Raw genomic sequence first — 23340 nt, 5'->3', positions numbered from 1 at the left:
AGGGCACAGGAGGCGGCACTACTAGCCGCCTTCGTCCTTGGGCCAGAAAGTAATGAGGATATTGGACGGTGCAACGCCGTTTTCGTCGCGCGGCAGCGGGTCGGATCGCTGCACCGCGCGCAGCACGGCGTTGTCCCAGGCCGCATTGCCGCTTGACTTGGCGAGCCGCGTCGACAGCACCGAGCCATCCGGCGCCATGCCCACGGCCACCACCGCCGCCGGATTGCCGCTGACGTCTTCATTGAAAATGATGTTCGGCTTGACCCGCTGCCGGACCCGCTCGGCATAACCGGACGAAGGCTTGGTGCCGGAGCCGGAGCCGACCCGTGTTCCCGAATTGCCCGCCTGCGACCGCAATCGCGCCAGTTCGCCCTGGCGCTGGGCATTGTCGGCCTGGCGCTGCGCTTCCGTCGCCTTGCGCTGCGCCTCCTTGCGGGCCGCTTCGGCACGGGCCTGGTTCTCGCGCTGCCGTGCTTGTGCCTGGTCGCGCGCGGCCTGCTCGGCCTTGCGCTGCTTTTCCTGCAGCGAGATGTCGGCGTCTTCCTCTTCGACCGGCTTCGGGCTTGGCGCCGGCGTGATTGCAGGCGCTGGCGTTGCGGCTTCCGGGATCGCCTCCCACAGTTCGGCCGCGATACCCTCCGGCGCCGCGCTGCGCCAGCGCACGCCATAGTAGAGCAGGGCACCCAGCAGCAGGTGCATGAACAAGGCCAGCAGGAAGCACCTCAGGGTGCCCCGTTCAGGCACTGGCTGATAGGGATAGGCGACGGTCTGCATGGATCGCGCGCCTTGCCGCTGCTCGTTTTGCGCTTGCTCTCCTAGGTACCGCCAGTTCCGCCGGCGGACGCATCCACGTGCCGCTCCAGTTTCAGATACGAGTCAGCCGCGACCAGGCCGAACACGATGTGGGCAATGGCGGTCACCCAGCCTCGCGCTTCGGCAAACCATGGGAAGACGGCAGTCATGCCGTGAAAATTGACCAGGTACAGGACCAGGCCGAACAGCGCCCCCACCACCGAGGCCATGCCGACGCTCGAATCGAAACGGAACGGCGCCATGATCGCTGCCAGGATCACCGCGAACACGACAGAGAGCACGAAGTGGACCACCACGGCCGCTACCAGCACGCTCATCTGGAAGGTGGCAGCTTGCGCCAGCACATCAGGGCCCAGCATGATGGCCGCGATCATGGTCAGCGGCTTCCAGACGCTGGCCCCCATCAGCATGGCCGCCAGCAAGTCGAGCACCAGGAATACCACCCCGGCGACGAGGCCCGCCAGCGCCGCCGCACGCCAGTCCGGCCACCGGTGCGCGTAGCGATGCGATTGCATATGAAGTTCCATGACATCCTCCTTTGATGCGGCAGAAACCAGAGCCGCTTTCCAAGGCGCAACTTCATTCTATGGGGTGCAACCGCATCAACCAAGCGCAGTCAACGCTGCAAAGCATCGAGCTGGCGTGGCAGGGCGCCAGTGTCTCGTCAAAGGCTCATGACAGGACACTAGCCCTTCGTAAAGATCTCCAGAAAGTGCTTGCTCGGATCCTCGAAGTAGATCCGACGGCCGCCATCGTCGGTGTTGACCTCGCCTGGGCGGCGGCGGTACGGGTCCGCCCAGTAGGTCAGGTTGCGCGCGCGGACGCGGGCAAAGCCCTGATCGAATTCGGCGTCGCTGACCAGGAAGGCATAGTGCTGCAGGGCAACATCGCCCTCCGCGTCCATGAAGTCCAGGGTCACGTCATTGTCCAGCCGCACGCCGAGAAACGGCCCGAACGGCTCGGCCGGGGGACGTCCGAGGATCTCGCAGAGGAAGTCGGCGGAGACCTTCTTGTCGTGAGAAAAGACGATGGTGTGGTTGAGCTGGATGGCCATGCCGCAATCTCCGGGAAGGATATGTGCAAGGAACGGCGAGCAAGCCGGCCGGGGACGGCCAGCCGGCCGTCACGCAGAAGCTGGCGTGCGCCACGCTTGCAGCGTAGCCAGCGCGGGCAATGACGGCAACCTTGCCTTGCAGGCCAGGCCAGGCCTGGCTGGCGCATCCCTTCAGGCGTGGCGTTAGCGCCTGAAAGTCCGGCCGGGTCAGATGCATCCTGCATGGCTTCACTTCCAACCATCCGCCCCGTAGCCACCATTCGGCCATCACCAAACGCGATGGCACGCTCGCCATTTATTGCTTTACGACACCCTTCACCTCTTTCATCCTCATCGAATCACGGCTTGCTGCTTATGCTTCACAACTGGTGGCATGCCGCTTCAAAGGAGACATGAATTGAAAGGTATCAAAGGGAAGGCATTGCGTCTTCTCCGTACTGGAGGCTTGGTTCCCGCGCTAATGATAAGCGGCTCAGGCTGGGCGAGTGGGTATCCGGTGAAGCCGGTGACACTGATCGTTCCACAAGCGCCTGGTGGTGCCAACGATGCCGTGGCGAGAATCGTGGCGCAAAGACTCGGTGCGGTGCTGGGCCACCCCATTGTCGTCGACAACCGGCCGGGCGCCGGTGGCAATATCGGCATCCAGGTAGCCGCGAAGGCACCGCGCGACGGCTACACGCTACTGCTGACAGTCGGCAGTTCGTTCACCATCAACCCGTCGCTATACCGGAAGATTCCGTTTGATCCGGTCAAGGACTTCGAGCCGATTACGCTGGTGGCAACGGCGCCGTACGTGCTGGTCACGAACCCCGCAATCCAGGCCAGGTCTGTCCACGATCTGATTGGCCTGGCCAGGTCGAAGCCAGGAAAACTGGACTATGCCTCCGCGGGCAATGGCACGCTGAATCATCTGCTCGGGGAAATGCTGAAGGCAAAGGCTGGCATCGATATTACTCACGTTCCGTACAAGAGCGCAGCGGCAGCGGCTACTGACGTGGTTGCCGGCCAGGTTCCCATAACGTTCGGCAGCTTGCCAGGCGTGATGCCGTTCGTGAAAACGGGGCAACTCCGCGTACTTGGCGTGGCCACAGAGAAACGGTCAAGACTGATTCCCGAGGTGCCGGCGATAGGGGAGGCCATTCCCGGGTACAGCGCGGTCTCCTGGTATGGGTTGCTTGCGCCAGCCGGTACGCCAAAGGAAATTCTTGCCCAGCTTCATGCGGAGGCCACCAAAGTCCTGAATAGCAAGGACGTGCAGGACAAGCTGGCCGCGCAAGGAGCAGAGGCCGCATCCAATACGCCAGAGCAGTTCCGCGTTCTGATCAAGGACGATCTGGTGAAATGGGCGAAGGTCGTCAAGGACTCGGGAGCACAGGTCGATTGAGTGACGGGGGGCGAGACAGTCGGCGTGTCCATCGGGCCGGACGGCATGTCGGCCCGCCTTGCTATCCCCGCTGCCGTTTGCTGCGACATTCTTTCTGGAGCCGGGCCTGCTTTACCTCCGTGGTCGTCTCCGTTTGCGCCCGTTGATCGGGCGCTTTTTCCCGCCACAGATTGGCGCTATGCAATGCAGGTGTTCCAATGGCGAAACCCTTCAGCGGCTGCCCTATTCAATTTCCACCACATCGACAACCTGGTGCTGATTTTTGTAGCGAACTTCCTGGCGCATGACGAATCGCCGGGCGGGACAATACCAGTCGGTCATGTCGAGCACCGTCGGCTCCAGTTCGATATCCGTATCGACCAGCCGAAAGCGGCCAGGATCCACGAACTTGGTATATCGGATCGGCCAGCAGAGGAGGGTGCCGGTGGCAAGCTTCAGGCGCTGCAGCGGACCCACCGTCCGCTCAGACAAGGTCAGGCGAACATTGGAACCAACGAAATCAGAGACCGTGGTGCCGGTGCGGCGATCCACAATACGAAAGTCGTAGCGGGACGCAAACGTTTCCGCCGGGAGTACCTGGCCCTCTGTCAGCGCCGGCGGATACAGCAGCAGTCCGTTCGAGTTGGTACTCATTTCCCCGACCAGCTCGGTGTACTGGCCGTGGGCCTGAACGCGTGCATTGAGGCTGCGCACGACTGGCTGTCCCGAGCGTTCGTCAATCACGAGCCGGTGACGCTGCACGGTCTCGACGGGCGGCCCCATCAAGCGCCGGAGGGCGGACCTGGAATAGATGTCCAGATCGAACGAGCAAAGGTCGCGCTCGAAGTCGTTGACGTTGCGGAAGAAGGCAATGGTTGTCATCGGCGTCAATCCGTCCGCTTCGAAGCGGATCCGTCCGCCGTCATGGACATAGGGCGCATCGCATATCTGTCCGGCGTGCACGCGGTGCGACGCGGTCCCGAGCAGACCGCCTGCGGCGAGCCAGGCCGCGGCAAGCGAACGCCAGACTGGGGCCGCTCGTATCTTCATCACGGTTCGTTTCAGCATTCGAGTGGGAGTTCAAGTGTGTAGGCGCGGTGGAGTCATTCCGCGCCGGCAAGGCTCTATCATGCTGGATAATGAGCAAAACTGTATCCTTCATCTTCATGAAAAGAGGTGTGACAAATGATCCAGATCCTGGGAATTTCCGGCAGCCTGCGGGCACAGTCGTACAACACCGCACTGCTGCGGGCGGCGCAGGCTGAGGCGGGCACGCAGGTCCGGCTTGATATCGCCACCCTGCATGGCATTCCGCTTTACGATGCGGATCTGGAGGCGCGTGAGGGCTTGCCCGCCGCCGTGGTGGCGTTGCGCGAACAGGTCATGGCGAGCGATGGCCTGATTCTGGCCACGCCTGAATACAACAATGGCATCCCCGGGGTCTTCAAGAACGCTATCGACTGGCTCTCGCGGCCGGCCGGGGATATTCCCGTGGTCTTCGGCAATCGCCCGGTTGCGGTGCTCGGCGCCTCGGCCGGGGGCTTCGGCACGGTGCTGGCACAGAACGACTGGCTGCCGGTGCTCAAGACGCTGGGCACGCGGCACTATACCGGCAACCGGCTGCTGGTTGCGCGGGCCGGCCAGGTATTCGACGCGCAGGGCGAACTCACCGATGCCGGCATGCGTGCGCGGCTCAGGGAGTTCGTTGCCGGCTTCGCCGCGTTCGTGGAGGGCCCGCGCGCGGGCTGAGCACAATCGGGCCGGTGCATCCTTGCCGCGCGCCATGATTCGCGCTTCGCGCGAGGCTGCCAGGCCGCAAACTCATAGTGGCGCCAGCACCCGCAGGACGTCTTGCTGCCTTCCGGGCGATTTCTTGCGCCCCATTCCTTGTATGCGTTCAGCAAGACCTGCCAGCCATCACCTTGCACCAGCAGTCCGGGCCCCGCGCCGAACACGCGCTCGCGCGAATCCGCCTGGCGGATGCCGTCGATGCGGTCCTCGCCGAGCTGCGTCAGCATGTAGCGAGCGCTACCAGGCAGGCGTGATTCCGCTGCTGGCCGCAAGCCTGTTTCGCTGCCAGGTACGCTATGACGAGACCTGGGCCGGCCTGGAATTTCCGGTGGCGTACCTGGATCAGCCGCTCAAGACCGGCAATCCCCAGGTCTTTCTTGAAGCCGTAAAGCTGTGCAAGGAACAGTTTGGCAAGCTCAATCGCCAGCAGACGCTGACGGCCCGGGTCAGGCGCCTGATGCTCGAGAAGGAAGGTGGATTTCCCACGCTGCTCGCCACCGCGCGGCACCTTAACATGACGCCGCGAACGCTTCATCGCAAGCTGATGGAGGAGGGGGCCTCCTATCGTGAAATTCTGGACGATATCCGCCGCCGGCTGGCAATTGTGCACCTGAAGGCGAATCGGCTGACTATCCAGGAGATCGCATTCACGCTCGGCTTCAGTGACCTGGCGAATTTCAGACGTGCCTTCAGGCGCTGGGAGGGGATGGCGCCTTCCGATTACCAACGGCAAGTCCCCGGGATCGCCGCAACACCATCGGAACATCGACGGCCCTGACCGTTGCGCGCATGGCGCAGCGATCCGGCGCCAGCCCTTGCGCTACAAGCTACCGATCCAGCTATTACGATAAGTATCCTTATCGTAATAGATACATCGATGCGCTAAACTGGCGTATATGAAAACTCGCTTGACCCTGACCCCGCCGGAACCGGCCCCGCCATCCGGCTTCCCCGATGCCACCTCACTCGCCGCGCTGCGCGCCTGGCATGCCGGGCTGACGACGCGCGAAGCCGTCGCACGATATCTGGGCGAGGAGCGGGCGCAGGGCCAGTCGTCGCGCGGCATCCTCGGGCGCATCCGCCGCCAGCTTGCCGCATACGCCCGCAGCCGCCAGCGCGAGGACCTGGCTGCGCTGTTTGAAATTTCCGCGGCCGAGCGGGCGGAGAAGGGCAGGGCAGCGGACCATGCCATCGAGACGCTGCGTACGCTGCCGCCGCCGGCACCGGCAATCAGCGACGACATCGGCTTGTGGCTGGCGCCGCGCACGGTCGCCGCGCTGCGCGCGCAGGGCATCGACACGCTGGCGGCACTGACCGTTCGGGTGCCGCGCCGGCGCCGCTGGTGGGCCGCGATCCCCGGCCTGGGCGCGGCCGGGGCCCGACAGGTCGAAGCCTTCTTTGCCCGGCACCCCCAACTGACCGAGCGCGCCCGGGCGCTGCTCGCGCAGGCGCCGCGGGGCATGGTCGTGCCATGGGAGCAACTGCGGCTGCCGCATGAAGTGGATGGGTCGCGGGGGAAGTTCCGCGCGCCGCGCGCGACCTGCGCCCTCAATGCGGACAACGATTACGCGGCGATCCAGGCGTGGCTGGCCTTGCATGAGTCGCCAGCGACGCAGCGCACCTATCGCAAAGAGGCCGAGCGGCTGATCCTGTGGGCGATTGTCGAGCGCGAACGGCCGTTGTCGTCGCTGACCACTGAGGATGCGACGGCCTATCGCAGCTTCGTGCGGCGACCGGCGCCCCGGGAACGCTGGGTAGGGCCAGCGAGACCACGTACCTCGCCCGACTGGCGTCCGTTCACCGGCAGCCTCTCGGCGCGCTCCACCGCCCATGCCTTGTCTGTACTGGGGGCGATGTTCCGCTGGCTGATCCAGCAGCGCTATGTGCTGGCCAATCCGTTCGCCGGGATCAAGGTGCGCGGAGGAGGGCGGTCGGTGGCGCTGGACAGCTCGCACGCGTTCACGGAAGGCGAATGGCTGCTGATCCGCACCATTGCTGACGGCCTCGAATGGTCCTATGGCTGGGACGGCCCGGCGGCCCAGCGCCTGCGCTTTGTGCTGGACTTCGGCTACGCCACCGGACTGCGCGCCAGCGAACTCGTCGGTGCGACGCTCGGCGACGTTGAAAGCGATCCCCATGGCGACCATTGGCTCAAGCTGGTTGGCAAAGGAGCCAAGGCTGGCAAGGTGGCACTGCCACCGTTGGCGCGCCTGGCGCTCGACAGCTATCTGGTGGAACGAGGCCTGCCAGTCACGCCAGCGCGATGGGACCCGCATACCCCACTGATCGGCGGCCTTGGCCAGGATCCGGCCAGTGGCATCACCGGCACGCGCCTGTGGGGCGTGTTGCGGCGCTTCTTCAGGCAAGTGGCGGACTTGATCCAGGCGGATCACCCTTCCGCCGCCGACAAGCTGCGGCAGGCGAGCCCGCACTGGATGCGGCACACTCATGCGACTCATGCACTGGCGCGCGGCGCGGAATTGACGACAGTGAGGGACAACCTGCGTCACGCCTCGATCTCGACCACCTCGATCTACCTGCACGGCGACGAGATGAAACGGGCACGGCAAATCGGCGCGGCGTTTTCCGCGCCCTAGTGGCTTAGTGCGATGGCCCGGAGAGCAGCCGGGGAGTGGAGGGCGCTCGAGCCGGTCGAACGCCATTAGCCGGAATCGCGATCTGCAACGGCTATATTGATTTCCTTATCGCCGCATACCTTTCAAGGGTCTGTTTCCGCGCAACTTCGTGCTGCACGATCGGGGGTGGATAGTTCTCTCCAAGCTTCACCCCCGCTGTAGCCAGTACATTCACAGGCGCCGTCCATGGCGCATGGATGTACTGGTCCGGCATCTGTGCCAGCACCGGCAAGTACTTGCGAATAAATCGCCCCTGTGGATCAAATTTCTCCGATTGCTTGACCGGATTGAAGATACGGAAGTACGGCTGTGCATCGCAGCCCGTTGACGCAGCCCACTGCCACCCGCCGTTGTTGGCCGAGAAATCGAAATCATTGAGCTGGTCGGCGAAATATTGCTCGCCGCGTCGCCAGTCGACGCCGAGATCCTTGACGAGAAAGCTCGCAGTCACCATCCGTAGACGATTATGCATGTAGCCGCTCTGGCGGATCTGCAGCATCGCGGCATCGACCAGCGGATAGCCGGTCTGAGCGTCGCACCATGCCTGAAAGTATTTGTCACCCGTGACAGAGTCGACCCACTGCAGCGCATCGTATTCGGGGCGGAAAGACTTGCCGTCGGCCACGCGGGGATGGTGGTGGAGGATCATGAAATAGAAGTCGCGCCAGATCAGTTCGGATAGCCAGACGGCCGCGCCGGCGCTTTCGCTGCCGCCGCGCAGTACGGCGTCAAGCGCGGCTCGCGCCAGCGTGCGGATCGAGATCGTGCCGAAGCGCAGGTGTACCGATAGGTAGCTCGGGCCGCGCAGCGAGGGGAAATCTCGCCGGTAGCCATAATCGCCGATGCGGTCGATGAATTCATCGAACAGTGCACGGGCGCCATCACTGCCCGTGGGCATTGCAATCTCGGCAAGATTGCTGGCAGCGAAGCCGAGATCGTGCAGCATCGGCGAAGCCTTTTGATACTGACGGGGCACCGGTGCCAGCGCGCCCAGATACTGGTCGACTGGATACGGTCGAAGGTCGAACGGCTGCACTGCGCGTAACCACGCATTCTTGTACGGCGCGAAGACGCTGAAGGGCTGGCCTTGGCCGGTCAAGAGCTCGTCAGCCTCGAAGATAACCTGGTCCTTGAATGTGAACAGCACTCGGGAGTCGGAAGCCAGTGCCTGACGCACGGCCGTGTCACGCCGCTTCGCGGCAGGTTCGTAGTCGTGGTTCGTGAAGACGGCATCGGCATCGAGTTCGGCCGCCAGCCTGGGAATGGCATCGCGCGCGATATCGTCAAGCACGATCAGGCCGCCGCCCGCATCGGTCAGCGTCCTGCGTAACGGCTCTAACGACCTCAGGATGAACTCTACACGTCGATCGACCTTGCGTCCGCGTGCAATCAGCGGGTCAAGGATTTCGCGATCGAAGACAAACACGCACCACACTTGGCGGCAGTGCTTGAGGGCATAGTGCAGCGCTGCATGGTCGTCGGCGCGCAGGTCGCGCCGGAACCAGACCAGGCCACGCGCGAACTCCAGGTCGATTCGGTATGGCAGGCGTCCGGTGCCGGCTGTTTCAGAAGCAGGAGAAAGGGGTTTCGGCATTGCCGTAATTTAGTCCCATGCAGCGTTGTCGCACAGCCCCATTTGCGGGTATTGCCTGCACCGCAGCTTGGCAGGATCAGCGTGACCCCAGAAACCGGGCTGCCTTCTGATGGATCCTGGAAGCTGAGCCGTACGTCGAATTGACCGGCGATAGCCTGCATATTCCGCACGGATTCGTGCCCGTTCCCACCCGACATACCGGATGCCAGCAGATTGGTGGATTTCCGGCGGCTTTGGATGCGCTGCGAAGATCTCGCCGACGCGATGATCGCCTCGATTGGCTAGCGCGCGGTTGGCCGCAGCATGTGGGGGAAAGTGAGGCCGGCGCTACCGTAAGGTGGAGATAGGGTTTGGCAGAAGATTTGTGTCTGGAGGTGCCAACCGCCTGTTTGACCGAGCGCCGCTTCAATTCTTGAACTTGTGCGGCGCATCGTATATTTTCGAGGGGCATTCCGGTGGTTGCCGCCGTGCCGGCCGGTGCCTGTCACGATGATCGGGTTCATGCAAGCCGCACTCGATAACGCATGCCCGGAAAACGGTTGTCAACCCCGTCCGCGCAGTGCGCGCGTGACCCTGCGCAGTTGCTTATCGCTGCCCCCCTTGCTCCTGCCCATCAGAAAGGAGCTGCCATGGATGCAGTCCGGACATTGCTCGAAACCCAGCCGCTGCTCACGCTGTTCCTCACGGTTGCACTGGGCTATGTCTTCGGCGAGATCAATATCAAGGGCGTGTCGCTCGGTTCGGGCGCGGTGCTGTTCGTGGGGCTGGCGATCGGCGGGTTCGCGCCGAAGTCCGCGCCGCCTGCCATCCTTGGCACCCTAGGGCTGCTGCTCTTTCTCTATGGCATTGGGATCCAGTACGGGGAGCAGTTCTTTAAGGGTCTGACCAGCCCCGATGGCATCAAGGCCAACGCCGCTGCGGTCCTCGGCGTGGTTGGCTCCGGACTGCTCGCGGTTGCGTTGGTGCCGCTGGTCGGCGTGAAGCTAGACGAGTCGCTAGGCATGTTCGCCGGCGCGGGCACCAGCACGGCAAGCCTGCAGGCCGCGATGGCGGCGATGAAGAGCGACGGCGCCGCGGTGGGCTACAGCGTCGCATACCCAGTCGGCGTGGCAGGGCCGATCCTGTTTCTGTATGCGCTCACCGCGCTGCTCAAGCCGAATATCGTGCGGCCGCCGCCAAAGCTGATCGAGACCGCCGAGATTGCGCTGACGAACCCGGCGTTTATCGGCGCGCGGCTGTCGGAGGTGGTAGCGCGCCTACCGGACGGGGTGGCGATTGCCGCCGTGCGTCGCGCCCACCACAACCACCCCTCCGCCGACGACCTGGTCCTGCAGGCCAACGACGTGCTGCTCGCGACCGCCACTGACCCGGCCGTGCTGCGTGAAGCCACCTCGCTGTGCGGGGAACTGCAGCCGGGCCGCATGACAAGCCATCGCGAAGACCTGGACTATATGCGCGTGTTCGCCTCTAGCCGGCTCGTGGTCGGACACACGCTGCGCGATATCCGCTTTCCCGAAGGCATGGTCTGCTCGATCGCCCATGTGCGGCGCGGTGATGCGGACCTGATGCCCCGGGATGACCTCACCCTCGAGTTCGGTGACCGCGTCGGCCTGCTGGTCAATCGCGCCCACATGAAGCCGATTCGCGCGCTGTTCGGCGACTCCATCAAGGGCACCGCCGAGCTGAGCTTTATCTCGATCGGCATCGGCGCGGCCCTCGGGCTGCTGGTGGGGCTGATCCCGGTGCCGATTCCGGGCGTCGGCACGCTGGCGCTGGGGCTGGCGGCGCTGCTGCTGGTCGCCCTCATGCTCGGCCGGGTGCGCCGTCTCGGGCCGTTCGTCTGGACCATGCCGCTGTCGGCCAACCTGGTCCTGCGCAACTTCGGGCTGACCATCTTCCTGGCACAGGTGGGCATTGCATCCGGGCCGAAGTTCTTCGCCACCATCGGCGTAACCGGGGTGTCCTTCCTGATCTATGGCGTGGTGATTCTGCTTGCCCTGCTGCTGATTACTGCGATTTTCTGCCTCTGGGTCTTCAGGCTGCCGTTCGACCTGGCGGTGGGCGTGATCTGCGGCGCGACCGGCAATCCCGCCATCCTTGCCTTTGCCAACCGCGTCGCGCCCACCGACCGGCCCGACCTCGGCTACTCGATGATCTTCCCGTCAATGACCATCGTGAAAATCCTGTTCGTACAGGTCGCCGCCACACTGGCTGGCGGATAGTGCAGGGCAACCTGGGCGAAGCGCGCCATGCGATTCGCCGCGGAGACACATCATGGAAATCGCCGTCTTCAGCGCAAAGTCCTATGATCGTCAACATCTCGATGCCGCGAATGCGGCCGAAGGCCATCAGCTCAAGTACTTCGAAGTTCCCTTGGACAATGAGACGGTGGGCCTCGCCGCGGGCCACGGCGCAGTGTGCATCTTCGTCAATGACCGGGCCGATGCGACCGTGCTGGAAGCGCTCGGACGCGGCGGCACCAAGCTGGTCGCGCTGCGCTGCACGGGGTTCAACAACGTCGACCTGAAAGCCGCGCAGGCGCTCGGGATCAAGGTGGTGCGCGTTGTCGACTACTCGCCCAACGCGGTCGCCGAGCACGCGGCGGCCCTGCTGATGGCGGTCAACCGCAAGATCCACCGGGCCTACAATCGCACGCGGGACTTCAATTTCTCGCTCGAAGGCCTGATGGGCTTCGACCTGTGCGGCAAGACCGTGGCCGTGATCGGCACCGGCAAGATCGGGCGCGTGTTTGCGAAAATCATGGTCGGGTTCGGTTGCAACGTGATCGGCTACGACAAGTACCCGTCCCCGGAATTCGAGGCCCTTGGTGGACGCTACGCGGACGAGGGAGAAATCGGCGCAAGCGCGGACTGCATCTCGCTGCATTGCCCGCTCACGCCCGAGACCCATCACATCATCAATGCCGAAACGCTGTCGCGCGCCAAGCCGGGGGCCTTGCTCATCAACACCAGCCGCGGCGGGCTGATCGACACGGAAGCAGTCATCGGAGCGCTCCGGAGCGGGCAACTCGGCGGGCTGGCGATCGACGTGTACGAGCAGGAGGCGGGCCTGTTCTTCCGCGACCTGTCCGGCATCATCGTCGACGACTCCGTGCTGCAGCAGCTAATCACGTTTCCTAACGTGATCGTGACCGGGCACCAAGCCTTCCTCACGCGTGAGGCCGTGACGACCATTTGCGAAACAACCTTGCGCAGCGTGACGGAGTTCGAAAGCGGCAAGCCGCTCACGAACGAAGTCGGTGCCGGTTGAACACGGCTGTTGGCCTCAAATCGTGCCGCGCTAATGGCTTAAACCGCTCCCCGAAAAGCCCACGGTCGGGAGCAGGGCGCATGAAGAAGACTTCGGGAAATTCAAGCCGCTCGAAGGGAATAGGGCAGCAAGGTCAAGGAAGCCAAAGCCGCGATGACCCTGGCGTGGTGGAAATTCTTGCATCGACATCAACGTTGCGAGCCGTCCTCCGTGGTTCCGCAATGCGCCTGGCTGCCCGCTCCGGCGAATGAACTTGCGAGCGAGCTACTACAAGGCAATTTGCATCAGCGTCCCGACATCGGCTGGGGGACGGTTGAGTTCCTGCGAGCGCATTACGGCAGGCGGCAGGTCAGAAAGGTTGATTGGCGCGAAGCCGAGGCGCGCGAAATAGCCGGATGCGGTCTTGGTCTGCAACACTATTGATGCGACCCCTTGCAGCCGGACGTCTGCCACGATTGCGGAAAGCAGAAGCTCGCCGAGACCTGCAGACCTTGCGCGCTGCGCAACAGCCAGTCCTCGAAGAAGTCCTGTTTCCCCATAGCGCTCCACGCCGGCACATCCGAGGAGCCCGGCATTGTCGCGGACCATGATGAAATGGGTGATATGTTCGCGTACCCCCTCGACGCAAAGTGAGGAAGCACGCAGGAGGGCCTCAACCTCAGGCCAATCCTTCTCAGTCGCATAGCGGGGACGCATGACATATTCCTTCATGCAAAGTTCGTCCCGTCATCCTACTTTTGCCGGGATGCTTCCGCCCGTAGGGATTCTTCTTAAGTAGATTTGCTATCTCCCGGAAGCAGTCTGGCCGGCATGCCGGGAAGACAACATTTTTGCTCTTCAGCGGAGTTCTTTTGCGATGGCATGCGAGCGCGAAGTCCCTTGCCTGCGTCAGCCGGTGGCCCGACATGCGAGATGCCGCCCAACGTATCGCTGTTGGGACAGCATGAACTGGCTAGTTCCAGATGAGCGTGGCTTCTTGCAGCAAGTGACCAGGCAGGATGTAGTCGCCGTGCTTGATAGCGAGTGCCTCGAGTTCGCACAGACAGTCCTCGGATAATGCCGTCATGTCGAACCGGCAGTAGAGGTGTCGCTGTCGGAATGTGAGTTTTTCTCCGCGGAGCCCTCTGGCTAGCGCATCTGCAGACTCCACACAGACATGTTCGATGGTTCGGAACTGTACGACGATGCCGCGCTGTTGCCCAAGTCGTCCGAGTTCGAACGCGTCTTCCCACGCGGTTTCATAGTCTAGATCGACAGTACTATCTATGCGCGAACTGATGTGCTCAAGCGCGCTTGCTCGATCACGTGCGACGTATACGCTCATAGGGGAGTCTCCCCGATGGGGTCTTTGTGGAGAAAAATATATTCCGAAATCGGGGGCTGGGCAACCCCAATCGTACATGCCTTCGCAGCCCAGTTATATCCCGCGCACGTACGGTCGACCTGAGTCGGTTGGGCCGCAGCAGCCGGGCGGCTCGGCGCAGTGTCAGGGCCCGCACTGGGTGGCTACCTCCTGAGCCAGCAGTTTCCTAACACGTTCAACTTCATGGTGTTTGCCATCCCCGGCGTGGTGGCCGCGATCGCGGTCTTCCTAATCTCGGATCACGGCAAGAGGGAGTCAGGCGTCGTGCGGGTTCTGGCCGGCTCTGCCGATTGATGACGCTGGCGATATTCCTACAGTATTTGCGGAGACATTAATGACCAATAGCAATTCATGCGCATGGGAAGGGCGGATCTTCTCGAACGGTTGGGTGCCTGGCACTGGCAGCGTTGCGGACGTCGTCGAGCCGTCGACGGGGAAGATCCTGGCGACGATCGGAATCGGCCTTGCGGATGATATCGACCGGGCAGCTAATGCCGCGCAGCGTGCGCAGCCAGGATGGGCGTCCACAAGCTTCGATAAACGCGCTGAAATCCTCCGCGAAGCCGCGCGCCTATTGAAGGCGCGGGCCGACGAGATCAACGGATGGAACGTCCGCGAGTGTGGCTCGACGGCGGCGAAGGCAGAATGGGAGCTGCACGCTACCTACGAGCAGCTGCTCATGGCGGCGGCAATGCCGATGCAACCCGAAGGCGCGCTGTACGCATCGGCGATGCCTGGCCGCATGAATATCCCACAGGCCCAGGATGTCGCGCGTGCCATCCGGCAGCACGCCCAAGGCCAGGTTGACGGCCTTGTTACGTACCACGCCGTCCTCACGCATCTTGACACGGTGGCGTGGGATATCGACCCGCAGTGGACCGTCCTCGGTCAGGACAGTCTACTCCGCCCAGGGCGCGCTCAATCAGGGCCTTTTTGAATGCCATCGAGGCGTCTTGAACCGCCTCGGCAGGCATCGGACCCATTTACGAAATGGGCAATCAGGTCCTCGGGAATGGGGCGGCGGTTCACGGTTGGCAGCCTGACTGGTCGTGGTTTTTAGTGGCATACATGCTCCTTGGTGACATGTTATGCCTAAACACAAAATTTCTGACGGATCCGTCGGTTGCCCTAGTGATGTGACGCACTTTCGCTTTCAGGAAGACCCAGCCCTTGGTACTGTCGGTAGGACCACCAGGCGAGAAGCACGGATACCAACAAGCACACCAAAAGCGGAGCCAGACACAACGATCAGGCCGGTCTGGCAACCAATCGTGCAGACGCCGCTCGCAAAGCTACAGACGGCAGCGACGATAAAGGAAATCTGTCCGCGTATGTAAGACCACGGCCTTGAGCATGGCGATGAGGATTGCAACGAAGCGCGAGCTGGCGATTGCGAGGGTGTTGCGTCCGCTTGGGACGGCTCCCCTCACGCTTAAGCAAGCTGAGACTGCTGGCAAATTGCTTGGAATCCATTGGGCCACGGTTTATCACTTGCGCCGGCGCTTTCTCGCGGATCCTGTGGCGAGCGCATTGATACCTTATGACCGAGGCCCAAAAGTGGGAAAGCCGCGTCTACCAGCGACCATCGAGGAAATCGTGAATGAGGTCCTGACCGATTGGCTGCCGCGACAGCCTCATCTCGCTCATCCGCTCTTCGAGCTCGACGTCGAAATTCGGAAGCGATGCGCAGGGGCAAGTGTTAGTCCGCCAAGCAGATCTACCATTTCGCGACGATGGGCCGCCCATCGGAAAGAGGACGCCCTTCGGCTCGCAACGCAGCCGGGCTCTGAGATTCCACCAGGTCATCTTGTGGCGCGCTGTCCGATGGATATTGTGCAGATTGATCACACGCTGGCCGATCTGATCCTGGTTGATGATGCGAGCCGACGCCCAATTGGCCGGCCATGGCTAAGCATAGCCCTCGACGTTTCGACAAGATGCGTCGTCGGCGTATATGTCGGGATGGATCGCCCTAACGCCATGGTGACGTTCGGCGCACTTTTGTCCCATCCCGCTCACATACGTAAAGTAGTCACCGCTTGCACCTAATGTTGTCGCTGCTCACGGCCATGCCGCATGGGCTCAGACCACTTCAAACCGGGCGATAGCGAAGCAGGGAGGACCGTAATTCCATAATTGCTGCCCGGGGCGTTTCGCTCACTGCCTGAATCCGCCCTTTGCACAGGCGCGCGACAAACGTGCCGCCGCCTTCCCGGAAAATCCAAAACCTCGCGCCGCCATCTGGCTCGCCGAGCAGGCGCCGCCTGCGGATATCGGCGCTGGCCGGGGCGAGGGCGGCAGCGACCGTTCAGCCGCTCTCAGCCGAGTACGTCAGCCCTGGCCCTTGCGCGTGCCATTGCGCAACGATGCCTGGCCAGCAGGCCATGGGCGTTACCCTGCAGCCACTGATGGAACTGCGACAGCAGCGGCACGGCCTCGGCCTGGCGCACCGCCAGCTTGTGCTCCGGTGACCTGTACTTGATGCCGGCTTCGATGGCATACAGCTTGGCGATCCACGCCAATGCCCCCGCGCGGCCAGCCCTGGCGTCTTCTGGGCCTTGGCGATCTCGAAGAAGCGTCGGCGGCAATGCGCCCAGCATCCGCCCTCGATGATCCGGCCGGTACGGCAAAGCGCATCGTGGCCGCTGTAGGCAGCCGCCTGCAGGTAGCCATGATAGTCGCGCAGGAAGTTCAGGGGATGGGCGCCGGCGCGGGATTCCGCGAACTCGAACAGCACCGCTGGCTGGTGGTCGACCCATAATCCGTTCTCCTGCCGCAGCCCGGCCACGAGGTAGCCCCATAGATGGGCCTGCCGCGTGGTGGCGCGCCTGCGCTCGAGTAGTGGCAGCGTGGTGTCGTCCAGATGCAGGCGCGGCGCCTGCTGGACGTGGTTGCGCAAAGGCGGCAGCAGCTTTGCCAGCAGCTCGGCAGAAGCCAGCTTCCATTCGCACAGAGTGGCCCCTTGGCAGGTGCACGCCCAGGCGCGCATAGCGCGTCTCCTGCCGATTGATCGGCAGGTGGACCACGAAGGTGTCGACCTGGATGCTGGCCAGCACCCCTGCGCTGGCGTTGCTCTTGGGCAGCGGCGAGGGCTGCGCGGCAGCGGTCACGATGGTGGACTCGCCGTCCGTCGTGTCCGCTACTGCCATCTCGATGTTCGGCCATCGCTTCACTCCTTATACCGTGAAGCCGCTACCCTTCTCATCGCTGCTCCTGCCTCACCAGATGGTTTCCGCTGACGCTTACGCTTCACCATGCTGGATGGACATAGAGCTGTCGGCGTACGGCGTCGTGCAGGCGAAGAAAATCGGCGATCAGATGCACGCGCTGTCGTTGCGATTCGATCCGGCTCTCACGTCGGTGCTGCGCCGTGCAGGGCATTGGATCTGATCGATCGCGGGTCGCTTGCCGTTTCAGACTGGTGGCGCAGCACATCCTGTTCCAGAAAAGAAAGGGCGTCCCAGTTCCTGAAATCGGCTTGGGCGACTTGGGTCTCGAACTACTGTAGCAATTGGTTTCCGTCATTTCGGACCGCGCCACTGTCGCTCTGGATTCTGGCGGCGAGGCCATGGCCCCGGAAGAACCGGTCTTGGGGTGCACGGTCTGATTCCTGTCCCATCAAGCTCAGTTGCACATGCGAGGGATGCTGCACGGAACGGCGCATCCCACCTCTGCCACGCTCACAAGGAAGTGAGATGGGTCCAATTGTTCAACGGTGCGCCATTGTGTAGCGCCCCTGTCGGTTATGGACCTGAATTCGGTGAAGAGGCGGGAGAAGGCCACTGTGAATGACGATCTGAAGTTCGGCTTGACGGTGCTTGCTGTGCTAGGGGTCGTAATCTTTGCGACCACCCAAGCCATAAGTATGGACATGAGCATTGCCGATCTGGTTGTGCAACTGGTGCAACATGCCATTGATCTGCTGCGCCATCTGTTCATACAGGTGCGCGCGGAGAATCCACCTCACAACTTGGCTTAGCGGTCATGGGCCTCTTCTCCAGGATATTTGCGCCAAGTCCCAGCAGGTGCATGGCCTTTCAGTAATTGTCGCGCTCAGGATCATTAGGCTGACGCCCGACCACTTCCAGCGGTTGCCACTGCCCGCCTGCAATAGCCACTCGGGGAACTTCGCCGCGGGCGATTGGACGCCAAGAACGGGAATACATCGGCTGTCGCTCGACACGGCTTGGCTTGAGAGGGCTGACGAGTCGCTCGATTTTCCGGACGGCGACGACCCGGACTCAAACGCGTCGTAACCGCCGTAGCACCCTTTCGACTGCCGACAGGTGCTCCGGCGATGCGTGGGCAATGGCCTGGAATGCGGCCGCCATGTCCATATGCACGCGCAGATCGATATGCCCGGCCATCGCGCAGCAGGCGCTTGACCATGCGGATCGCATTGGCAGGATGTCGGCGATGGCGTGGGCGAGTGCATTTGCATCCCGCATCAGGTTGTCGCCCTCGGCAACTGCGGAAACCAGGCCGATCCGTAGCGCCTCGCTGGCGTCGATTGGCGCGGCGGTGAAGGTCATCTCCATCGCCTTGGACAGGCCGAGCAATTTCGGCAGGCCCCATGAGCCGCCATCGCCGGAGACGATCCCGAATTGGGCGAACGTCACGCAGAAGGTGGCATGCGGGCTGGCGAAACGGATGTCGCAGTAGGTGGGGATGTCGGCTTGCTGCAAGGCCAGCGGCACCGCTGTACGGTATCGCGATATCGCAACTGCACGTCTTCGGGCGTGCCTGCGGAAAAGCCTTCGCGCCGGGCCATCTGGCCCAGGTCGCCGCCGGCGCAGTAATGAACATTCCTACCGCGATAGGGAATGAGGTAAAGCGTCAAGGTCTCGACATTGGCGGAAATAGCGATCCGCAACACTTGCGCGGCGCAGCGCATGACAGGAAACGTTGTAGAGCAATCATTAGTGATGGCGCCATCGCAGAATACGATGGCGGACCTCCGCACTTCGATATATATAGGGAAGGACGGTCGGTCGAGCGTAAGTTTCCAAGATTCCCACCTTGAGTTGCTCGAAGTGAGCATGCATCTTCCCCATGAAGGTTCTCGTGGGGACGACGAGCTACCGGGGGGAGCTGCCAGCAACTATGCGTATTGCTACAAAACCGCTCAACGCATATGCAATCAGTGGTGCTAGCGGACACTTTGCGCCGTGCTTCAGAAGCCCTCGCATTTCGTGGCGATGGCACGCCCGGGACCGGCCAGCCGCGCAGAACGCCCGCCAGAGGTTGACGGAGAGCTATTAGGGACATACAAATTTGCAAGTATTGCCAGCCGTACCCGCAGTGCAGCAGGTATGACCAAGCGTGTTTGGGCCGTGCAAATTCTTGTACCCGGACGCGCATCTACGAGGAGCCCAAGATGAGCAAGACCTACAAGCGTCTGGACAAAAGCCAGGCGGCGGTATTGATGGTGGATCATCAGGCCGGCCTGCTGTCGCTGGTGCGCGACATTGAGCCGGACAAGTTCAAGAACAACGTCCTCGCGCTGGCGGATCTGGCGAAATACTTCAAGCTGCCGACGATCCTGACCACCAGCTTCGAAGACGGCCCTAACGGCCCGCTGGTGCCGGAACTGAAGACGATGTTCCCCGACGCGCCGTTCATTCCACGCCCTGGCCAGATCAATGCCTGGGACAATGAGGACTTCGTGAAGGCTGTCAAGGCAACGGGCAAGAAGCAGTTGTTGATCGCCGGAGTGGTGACCGAAGTCTGCGTGGCGTTTCCCGCGCTATCTGCGATCGAAGAAGGATACGATGTGTTCGTCGTGACCGATGCGTCAGGGACATTCAATGAAGTGACGCGCGAATCGGCATGGCACCGCATGGCCGAAGCCGGTGCACAACTGATGACCTGGTTCGGCGTCGCTTGCGAACTGCATCGCGACTGGCGCAACGACATCGAAGGGCTGGGAACCTTGTTCTCGAATCATATTCCGGATTATCGGAACTTGATTACGGCATATACGACCGCGAAGGGCGGAAGATAACGCAATCCGCCCACGATCAGCCATCAAAGAAGAACGCGATCAGGCCACGCGAGCCTTTGACAGGCGACGAGATTCGAGCGACCGTTGGCGTTGGTAGATAACCCGGTCAGCTTCATCGCTGACCACAACCACACTGTTGTTCGAGTGCAGGTCGATTCCACTAAACTTGTTCATGCCGGCCTCCTGTGCGTCACGTCGGTATTCGCAATTCGACTCTACGCCAGCCGTTCGACCCGAACGGAGGGAGGCTGGCTATATGATTATCAGAACCTCTTCTCGCCCCGCTGGAAACGAGAATGGCTGAGTCCGTCGGCCGACGGTCTGCGAGGTTCACGACCGCCGCCTCGAGACCATCCCTTCGTCCACAGCGGCAATCTCAATGCTGTGATCAGTCGGATCGGGCGAGGAGCGGTCCGGCGTCGCGAACGCTACCAACACCTTGCCGACACGCCACGGTCGCGGAGTTAGTGGCCGCCAGTCATAGAATTAGCGGTCCTCAACAGCAATGTTGGCGAGGGAAGGAACTTCATGGCAACGACAGGACCGAAAGCCGACACAATAGCTTTCTGCGCCATTGAACGGCGGTCGTCTGCACCCGCTCACGCCACCTCAGGGAGCGACGGTGCGTCAGCCCGCCTGCGCCGTTGCGAGCTCCGGCACCACGCCACTCGTCTGCAGCAACGTCTTGCGGAAGATCTCCACCAGCGGCCGCAGGTTGACCTTGTGCCAGGCCGCCCACAAGGGCGTGCGATAGCTGAACCACGACAGCTCGTGCAGCACCACGCCCGGTGGCGCCTGGTGGCGCAGGCTTTGCTGGATCGTGGTCACGCCGAGTCCCGCGGCCACGAGTCCCAGGGCGGCTAGCGGTTCGGTCGCCTCCATGGTGATCGTCGGCGTGAAGCCGGCTCTGGCGCAAGCCGCGATGAACGTGTCGTGCCGCAGCGCGGTTTCTTGGTGCATCACGCCGATCCATTTTTGCGCAGCCAGGTCATCCGGGCTGAGCTGCTCCGCTTTGGCAAGCGGGTGCCCTTCGGGCAGCGCCAGCAGCATCGGATCATTGAGCACCTGGGCAGCCTCGAGGTCTGGATCGTCAGGTGGCGGCGGCTCGCAGACGAGTGCGATGTCGAGGCTGCGCTGGCGCAGCCCCTCCAGTTGAACGTCCGACTGCTGGTTGTACAGCGCGATATGCACCGCAGGCCGGCTGTCGCGCAGTTCGCGCAAGGCATTCGGCAGCACGCCCGAGTGCATCGCGTATTCCAGGTAGCCGATGCACAGCCCGCCTTCGTCGCCGCGGCCAAGCCGTCGCGCCAGCGATTCGAGCCGGTTGGCATGCGTGAGGAATGCGCGGGTTTCGGCCAGGAACGTGCGGCCGTCGCGTGTGAGCCGGATGCGTTGCTGGGAGCGCTCGAACAACAACAGCCCGAGCTTTTCCTCGAGCTGGGCAATCTGCCGGCTAAGTGGCGATTGGGAGATATGGAGCCGTTCGGCGGCGCGTCCGACGTGCTCGTCTTCGGCCACGGCCACGAAATAGTGAAGTTGGCGGATATCTAGCATGTCCAGTCCTGAATTCAGACCCCTAAGGAATCAAGTCTTTCAAATTCTGTCTTGGACAGACTTAATTGGCAACCCTAGACTGCCTTCACCCCAACTTAATTTGTGGAGCAGTCATGAGCATCAAGAACAAACTGGCCGGTAACGTACTCGGCTTTGGTACCGCCCCGCTGGGCAATATGTTCCGCGACATCCCGGAAGCGGAGGCGCAGGCCACCGTGGACGCGGCCTGGGCGCAAGGCGTGCGCTACTACGACACCGCGCCGTTCTACGGCGCGGGCCTGGCCGAAATCCGGCTGGGCGAAGCGCTGTCCCGGCACCCGCGTGACGAATACGTGCTCAGCACCAAGGTCGGCCGCCTGATCCTGGACGAAGTCGAAGACGCCAGCGCGCGGGCGCTGGGCGAGAAAAGTGGCCTGTTCGCCGCCGGCCGCCCGAACAAGCTGGTCAACGACTACTCGGCGGACGCCACGCTGCGCTCGATCGAGGACAGCCTCAAGCGGATGAAGGCCGACCGCCTCGACATCGTGTGGGTCCACGACATCGCCCAGGACTTCTACGGCGACGAGTGGCTGGCCTATTTCGAGACCGCCCGCAAAGGCGCTTTCAAGGTGCTGACCCGGCTGCGCGAAGAGGGCGTGATCAAGGCCTGGGGCCTGGGCGTGAACCGCGTCGAGCCGATCGAACTGACGCTGGACCTGACTGAAGCGCAGCCGGACGGCTTCCTGCTGGCGGGCCGCTATTCGCTGCTCGACCATGAGCGCGCGCTGCAGCGCCTGATGCCCAAGGCCGCGGAGCGCAAGACCGAGATCGTGGTCGGCGGCCCGTACAGCTCGGGCATCCTGGCCGGCGGCTCGCACTTCGAGTACCAGAAGGCGCCGCCCGAGATCATCAGCAAGGTCGAGCGCATCAAGGCGATCGCGCAACGCCACGGCGTCAGCATCAAGGCCGCCGCGCTGCAGTTCGTGCTGGCCAACCCGGCGGTCGCCGCCGTGATCCCGGGTGCAAGCCGGCCCGAGCGCATCGCCGAGGACACCGCCGCGCTGAAGGCGGTCATTCCCGCCGATTTCTGGCGCGAGCTGCGCGAGCAGCACCTGGTCGCGGCAAATGCGCCGCTGCCTGGCGACAGCAACTGATCCGGGACCACATTCGATTCAAGGAGTCCACCATGGCACAAGCTTCTGCAACGATCACGCTGCCGGTTGCACCGGACCGCGTCTGGCAACTGATTGGAGGCTTCGATTCGCTGCCCGACTGGCTGCCGTATATCCCCAAGAGCGAACTGAGCGAGGGCGGCCGCGTGCGCAGCCTCGTCAATCCGGACGGCGACGCCATCGTCGAACGTCTCGAGGCCTTCGACAACAGCGCGCGCAGCTACACGTACTCGATCCTGCAGGCGCCGTTCCCGGTCACCGGCTACCGCTCCACGCTGCGCGTGGTCGGCATCGACGGGGACCAGGCATCGCGCGTCGAATGGTCCGGCCAGTTCACGCCGGCCGGCGTGAGCGATGACGAGGCATCGCGGCTGTTCGAGGGCATCTATCGGGACGGCCTCAAGGCACTGGAGGCAACGCTGGCCGGGGCGGCATCATGAAAGGGCTGATGGCCTTGTCGCTGGCTTTCGCGCTCATGTTAGGAGCGTTGGGACCGGCGCAGGCGGCTGTTGGCGTGCCTGGCGAAGGGCGCCTTCTGTTCCAGTACGGCGAGTAAATCCGTGGGATGGCGCGCCGCCGCGCCACCTGCGCTGCACCCCGTTAGCCGGAATCCGGCTGACGGGGTGCAGTGCCATTACGACGGTATCTTCATCAGGCCGTTATCGATGGAAATCCGGTTCGCATCGATGGCGCGGGGCTGCAGGGACAATTCTGCTGGTTTGCTCCCCTCTCCCGCCCGCGGGAGAG

At 62.9% G+C, this 23340-nt stretch carries 23 protein-coding genes and 4 pseudogenes; 13 read left to right on the top strand and 14 right to left on the bottom strand.

The window, feature by feature from the left end:
• Positions 1-21: 21 nt before the first annotated feature.
• From tolA to AC3WRI_RS27645, 3 genes are all read right to left on the bottom strand, one after another.
• A complete protein-coding gene (gene tolA, locus AC3WRI_RS27655) occupies positions 22-774 on the bottom strand; it encodes a cell envelope integrity protein TolA (RefSeq protein ID WP_010811767.1) in 753 nt (250 codons plus the stop codon).
• A 41-nt stretch (positions 775-815) separates the two neighbouring features.
• Positions 816-1340, bottom strand: coding sequence for a hypothetical protein (locus AC3WRI_RS27650; RefSeq protein WP_011615222.1), 525 nt, complete (start codon positions 1338-1340; stop codon positions 816-818).
• A gap of 158 nt (positions 1341-1498) precedes the next feature.
• Positions 1499-1867 (bottom strand): VOC family protein, encoded by a 369-nt coding sequence (locus AC3WRI_RS27645; protein ID WP_010811769.1) that lies wholly within the window; start codon positions 1865-1867, stop codon positions 1499-1501.
• Between the two features lie 397 nt (positions 1868-2264).
• On the opposite strand from AC3WRI_RS27645, the gene AC3WRI_RS27640 reads away from it, so the two are divergent.
• Positions 2265-3251, top strand: coding sequence for a tripartite tricarboxylate transporter substrate binding protein (locus AC3WRI_RS27640; RefSeq protein ID WP_037024407.1), 987 nt, complete (start codon positions 2265-2267; stop codon positions 3249-3251).
• Between the two features lie 222 nt (positions 3252-3473).
• Here AC3WRI_RS27640 and AC3WRI_RS27635 read toward each other — a convergent pair whose 3' ends face one another.
• Entirely contained in the window at positions 3474-4298 is an 825-nt protein-coding gene (locus tag AC3WRI_RS27635; protein ID WP_231881401.1) for a hypothetical protein, read from the bottom strand.
• Positions 4299-4415: 117 nt separating this feature from the next.
• Here AC3WRI_RS27635 and AC3WRI_RS27630 point away from each other — a divergent pair, with 117 nt between their 5' ends.
• On the top strand, positions 4416-4979 hold the full coding sequence (locus tag AC3WRI_RS27630; protein ID WP_010811772.1) for an NADPH-dependent FMN reductase: 564 nt from the start codon (positions 4416-4418) through the stop codon (positions 4977-4979).
• Between the two features lie 158 nt (positions 4980-5137).
• Here AC3WRI_RS27630 and AC3WRI_RS27625 read toward each other — a convergent pair.
• A pseudogene (locus AC3WRI_RS27625) lies at positions 5138-5248 on the bottom strand (SphA family protein); the annotation flags it as partial.
• A 23-nt stretch (positions 5249-5271) separates the two neighbouring features.
• Here AC3WRI_RS27625 and AC3WRI_RS27620 point away from each other — a divergent pair.
• Complete coding sequence (locus tag AC3WRI_RS27620) at positions 5272-5799, top strand: helix-turn-helix transcriptional regulator (RefSeq protein ID WP_011615225.1); 528 nt, start codon at positions 5272-5274, stop codon at positions 5797-5799.
• A 118-nt stretch (positions 5800-5917) separates the two neighbouring features.
• Positions 5918-7618, top strand: coding sequence for a site-specific integrase (locus AC3WRI_RS27615; protein ID WP_011615226.1), 1701 nt, complete (start codon positions 5918-5920; stop codon positions 7616-7618).
• Between the two features lie 91 nt (positions 7619-7709).
• Here AC3WRI_RS27615 and AC3WRI_RS27610 read toward each other — a convergent pair whose 3' ends face one another.
• On the bottom strand, positions 7710-9251 hold the full coding sequence (locus AC3WRI_RS27610) for a cryptochrome/photolyase family protein (protein ID WP_011615227.1): 1542 nt from the start codon (positions 9249-9251) through the stop codon (positions 7710-7712).
• Between the two features lie 629 nt (positions 9252-9880).
• On the opposite strand from AC3WRI_RS27610, the gene AC3WRI_RS27605 reads away from it, so the two are divergent.
• Both AC3WRI_RS27605 and AC3WRI_RS27600 read left to right on the top strand, forming a co-directional pair.
• Positions 9881-11473 carry an aspartate:alanine exchanger family transporter gene (locus AC3WRI_RS27605; RefSeq protein WP_011615228.1) on the top strand — a complete coding sequence of 531 codons (1593 nt, stop codon included), beginning with the start codon at positions 9881-9883 and terminating at the stop codon, positions 11471-11473.
• A 52-nt stretch (positions 11474-11525) separates the two neighbouring features.
• Entirely contained in the window at positions 11526-12521 is a 996-nt protein-coding gene (locus AC3WRI_RS27600) for a 2-hydroxyacid dehydrogenase (protein WP_011615229.1), read from the top strand.
• 267 nt (positions 12522-12788) lie between these two features.
• Here the strand turns inward: AC3WRI_RS27600 and AC3WRI_RS27595 are convergent, their stop codons facing one another.
• Together AC3WRI_RS27595 and AC3WRI_RS27590 are read right to left on the bottom strand one after the other, a co-directional pair.
• Positions 12789-13232 (bottom strand): GNAT family N-acetyltransferase, encoded by a 444-nt coding sequence (locus tag AC3WRI_RS27595; RefSeq protein ID WP_011615230.1) that lies wholly within the window; start codon positions 13230-13232, stop codon positions 12789-12791.
• A 241-nt stretch (positions 13233-13473) separates the two neighbouring features.
• Positions 13474-13845 carry a hypothetical protein gene (locus AC3WRI_RS27590; RefSeq protein ID WP_011615231.1) on the bottom strand — a complete coding sequence of 124 codons (372 nt, stop codon included), beginning with the start codon at positions 13843-13845 and terminating at the stop codon, positions 13474-13476.
• Positions 13846-14218: 373 nt separating this feature from the next.
• Here AC3WRI_RS27590 and AC3WRI_RS27585 point away from each other — a divergent pair.
• Positions 14219-14617, top strand: a pseudogene (locus AC3WRI_RS27585) (aldehyde dehydrogenase family protein); the annotation flags it as partial.
• An 18-nt stretch (positions 14618-14635) separates the two neighbouring features.
• Here the strand turns inward: AC3WRI_RS27585 and AC3WRI_RS27580 are convergent.
• Positions 14636-14950, bottom strand: a pseudogene (locus AC3WRI_RS27580) (transposase); the annotation flags it as partial.
• 287 nt (positions 14951-15237) lie between these two features.
• Between AC3WRI_RS27580 and AC3WRI_RS27575 the strand changes: the two are divergent.
• Positions 15238-15933, top strand: coding sequence for a TnsB C-terminal domain-containing protein (locus AC3WRI_RS27575; protein ID WP_492294485.1), 696 nt, complete (start codon positions 15238-15240; stop codon positions 15931-15933).
• A gap of 269 nt (positions 15934-16202) precedes the next feature.
• Here the strand turns inward: AC3WRI_RS27575 and AC3WRI_RS27570 are convergent, their stop codons facing one another.
• On the bottom strand, positions 16203-16406 hold the full coding sequence (locus AC3WRI_RS27570) for an IS66 family transposase (RefSeq protein ID WP_051398473.1): 204 nt from the start codon (positions 16404-16406) through the stop codon (positions 16203-16205).
• Between the two features lie 83 nt (positions 16407-16489).
• Positions 16490-16873 (bottom strand): annotated as a pseudogene (locus AC3WRI_RS27565) (IS66 family transposase); the annotation flags it as partial.
• A 53-nt stretch (positions 16874-16926) separates the two neighbouring features.
• Here AC3WRI_RS27565 and AC3WRI_RS27560 point away from each other — a divergent pair.
• Both AC3WRI_RS27560 and AC3WRI_RS27555 read left to right on the top strand, forming a co-directional pair.
• The gene (locus AC3WRI_RS27560) at positions 16927-17274 is read left to right on the top strand and encodes a hypothetical protein (protein ID WP_136227761.1); all 348 of its coding nucleotides are present in this window, start codon (positions 16927-16929) and stop codon (positions 17272-17274) included.
• Between the two features lie 394 nt (positions 17275-17668).
• Entirely contained in the window at positions 17669-17863 is a 195-nt protein-coding gene (locus AC3WRI_RS27555; RefSeq protein ID WP_081050336.1) for a hypothetical protein, read from the top strand.
• A gap of 262 nt (positions 17864-18125) precedes the next feature.
• Here the strand turns inward: AC3WRI_RS27555 and AC3WRI_RS27550 are convergent, their stop codons facing one another.
• On the bottom strand, positions 18126-18569 hold the full coding sequence (locus AC3WRI_RS27550; RefSeq protein WP_231881402.1) for an enoyl-CoA hydratase/isomerase family protein: 444 nt from the start codon (positions 18567-18569) through the stop codon (positions 18126-18128).
• A 692-nt stretch (positions 18570-19261) separates the two neighbouring features.
• Here AC3WRI_RS27550 and ycaC point away from each other — a divergent pair.
• Positions 19262-19888, top strand: a complete 627-nt coding sequence (gene ycaC / locus AC3WRI_RS27545) for an isochorismate family cysteine hydrolase YcaC (protein WP_010811785.1) — start codon at positions 19262-19264, stop codon at positions 19886-19888.
• Positions 19889-19927: 39 nt separating this feature from the next.
• Here ycaC and AC3WRI_RS27540 read toward each other — a convergent pair whose 3' ends face one another.
• Together AC3WRI_RS27540 and AC3WRI_RS27535 are read right to left on the bottom strand one after the other, a co-directional pair.
• The gene (locus AC3WRI_RS27540) at positions 19928-20062 is read right to left on the bottom strand and encodes a hypothetical protein (protein ID WP_255266305.1); all 135 of its coding nucleotides are present in this window, start codon (positions 20060-20062) and stop codon (positions 19928-19930) included.
• Between the two features lie 453 nt (positions 20063-20515).
• The gene (locus AC3WRI_RS27535; RefSeq protein WP_492294484.1) at positions 20516-21442 is read right to left on the bottom strand and encodes a LysR substrate-binding domain-containing protein; all 927 of its coding nucleotides are present in this window, start codon (positions 21440-21442) and stop codon (positions 20516-20518) included.
• 113 nt (positions 21443-21555) lie between these two features.
• Here AC3WRI_RS27535 and AC3WRI_RS27530 point away from each other — a divergent pair, with 113 nt between their 5' ends.
• Together AC3WRI_RS27530 and AC3WRI_RS27525 are read left to right on the top strand one after the other, a co-directional pair.
• The gene (locus AC3WRI_RS27530) at positions 21556-22575 is read left to right on the top strand and encodes an aldo/keto reductase (RefSeq protein ID WP_492294482.1); all 1020 of its coding nucleotides are present in this window, start codon (positions 21556-21558) and stop codon (positions 22573-22575) included.
• Between the two features lie 32 nt (positions 22576-22607).
• On the top strand, positions 22608-23033 hold the full coding sequence (locus AC3WRI_RS27525) for an SRPBCC family protein (protein ID WP_011615233.1): 426 nt from the start codon (positions 22608-22610) through the stop codon (positions 23031-23033).
• Positions 23034-23340: the final 307 nt, after the last annotated feature.

The organism is Cupriavidus sp. FW305-27, assembly GCF_058787995.1.
This window is presented reverse-complemented; position numbering and strand designations above follow the sequence as displayed.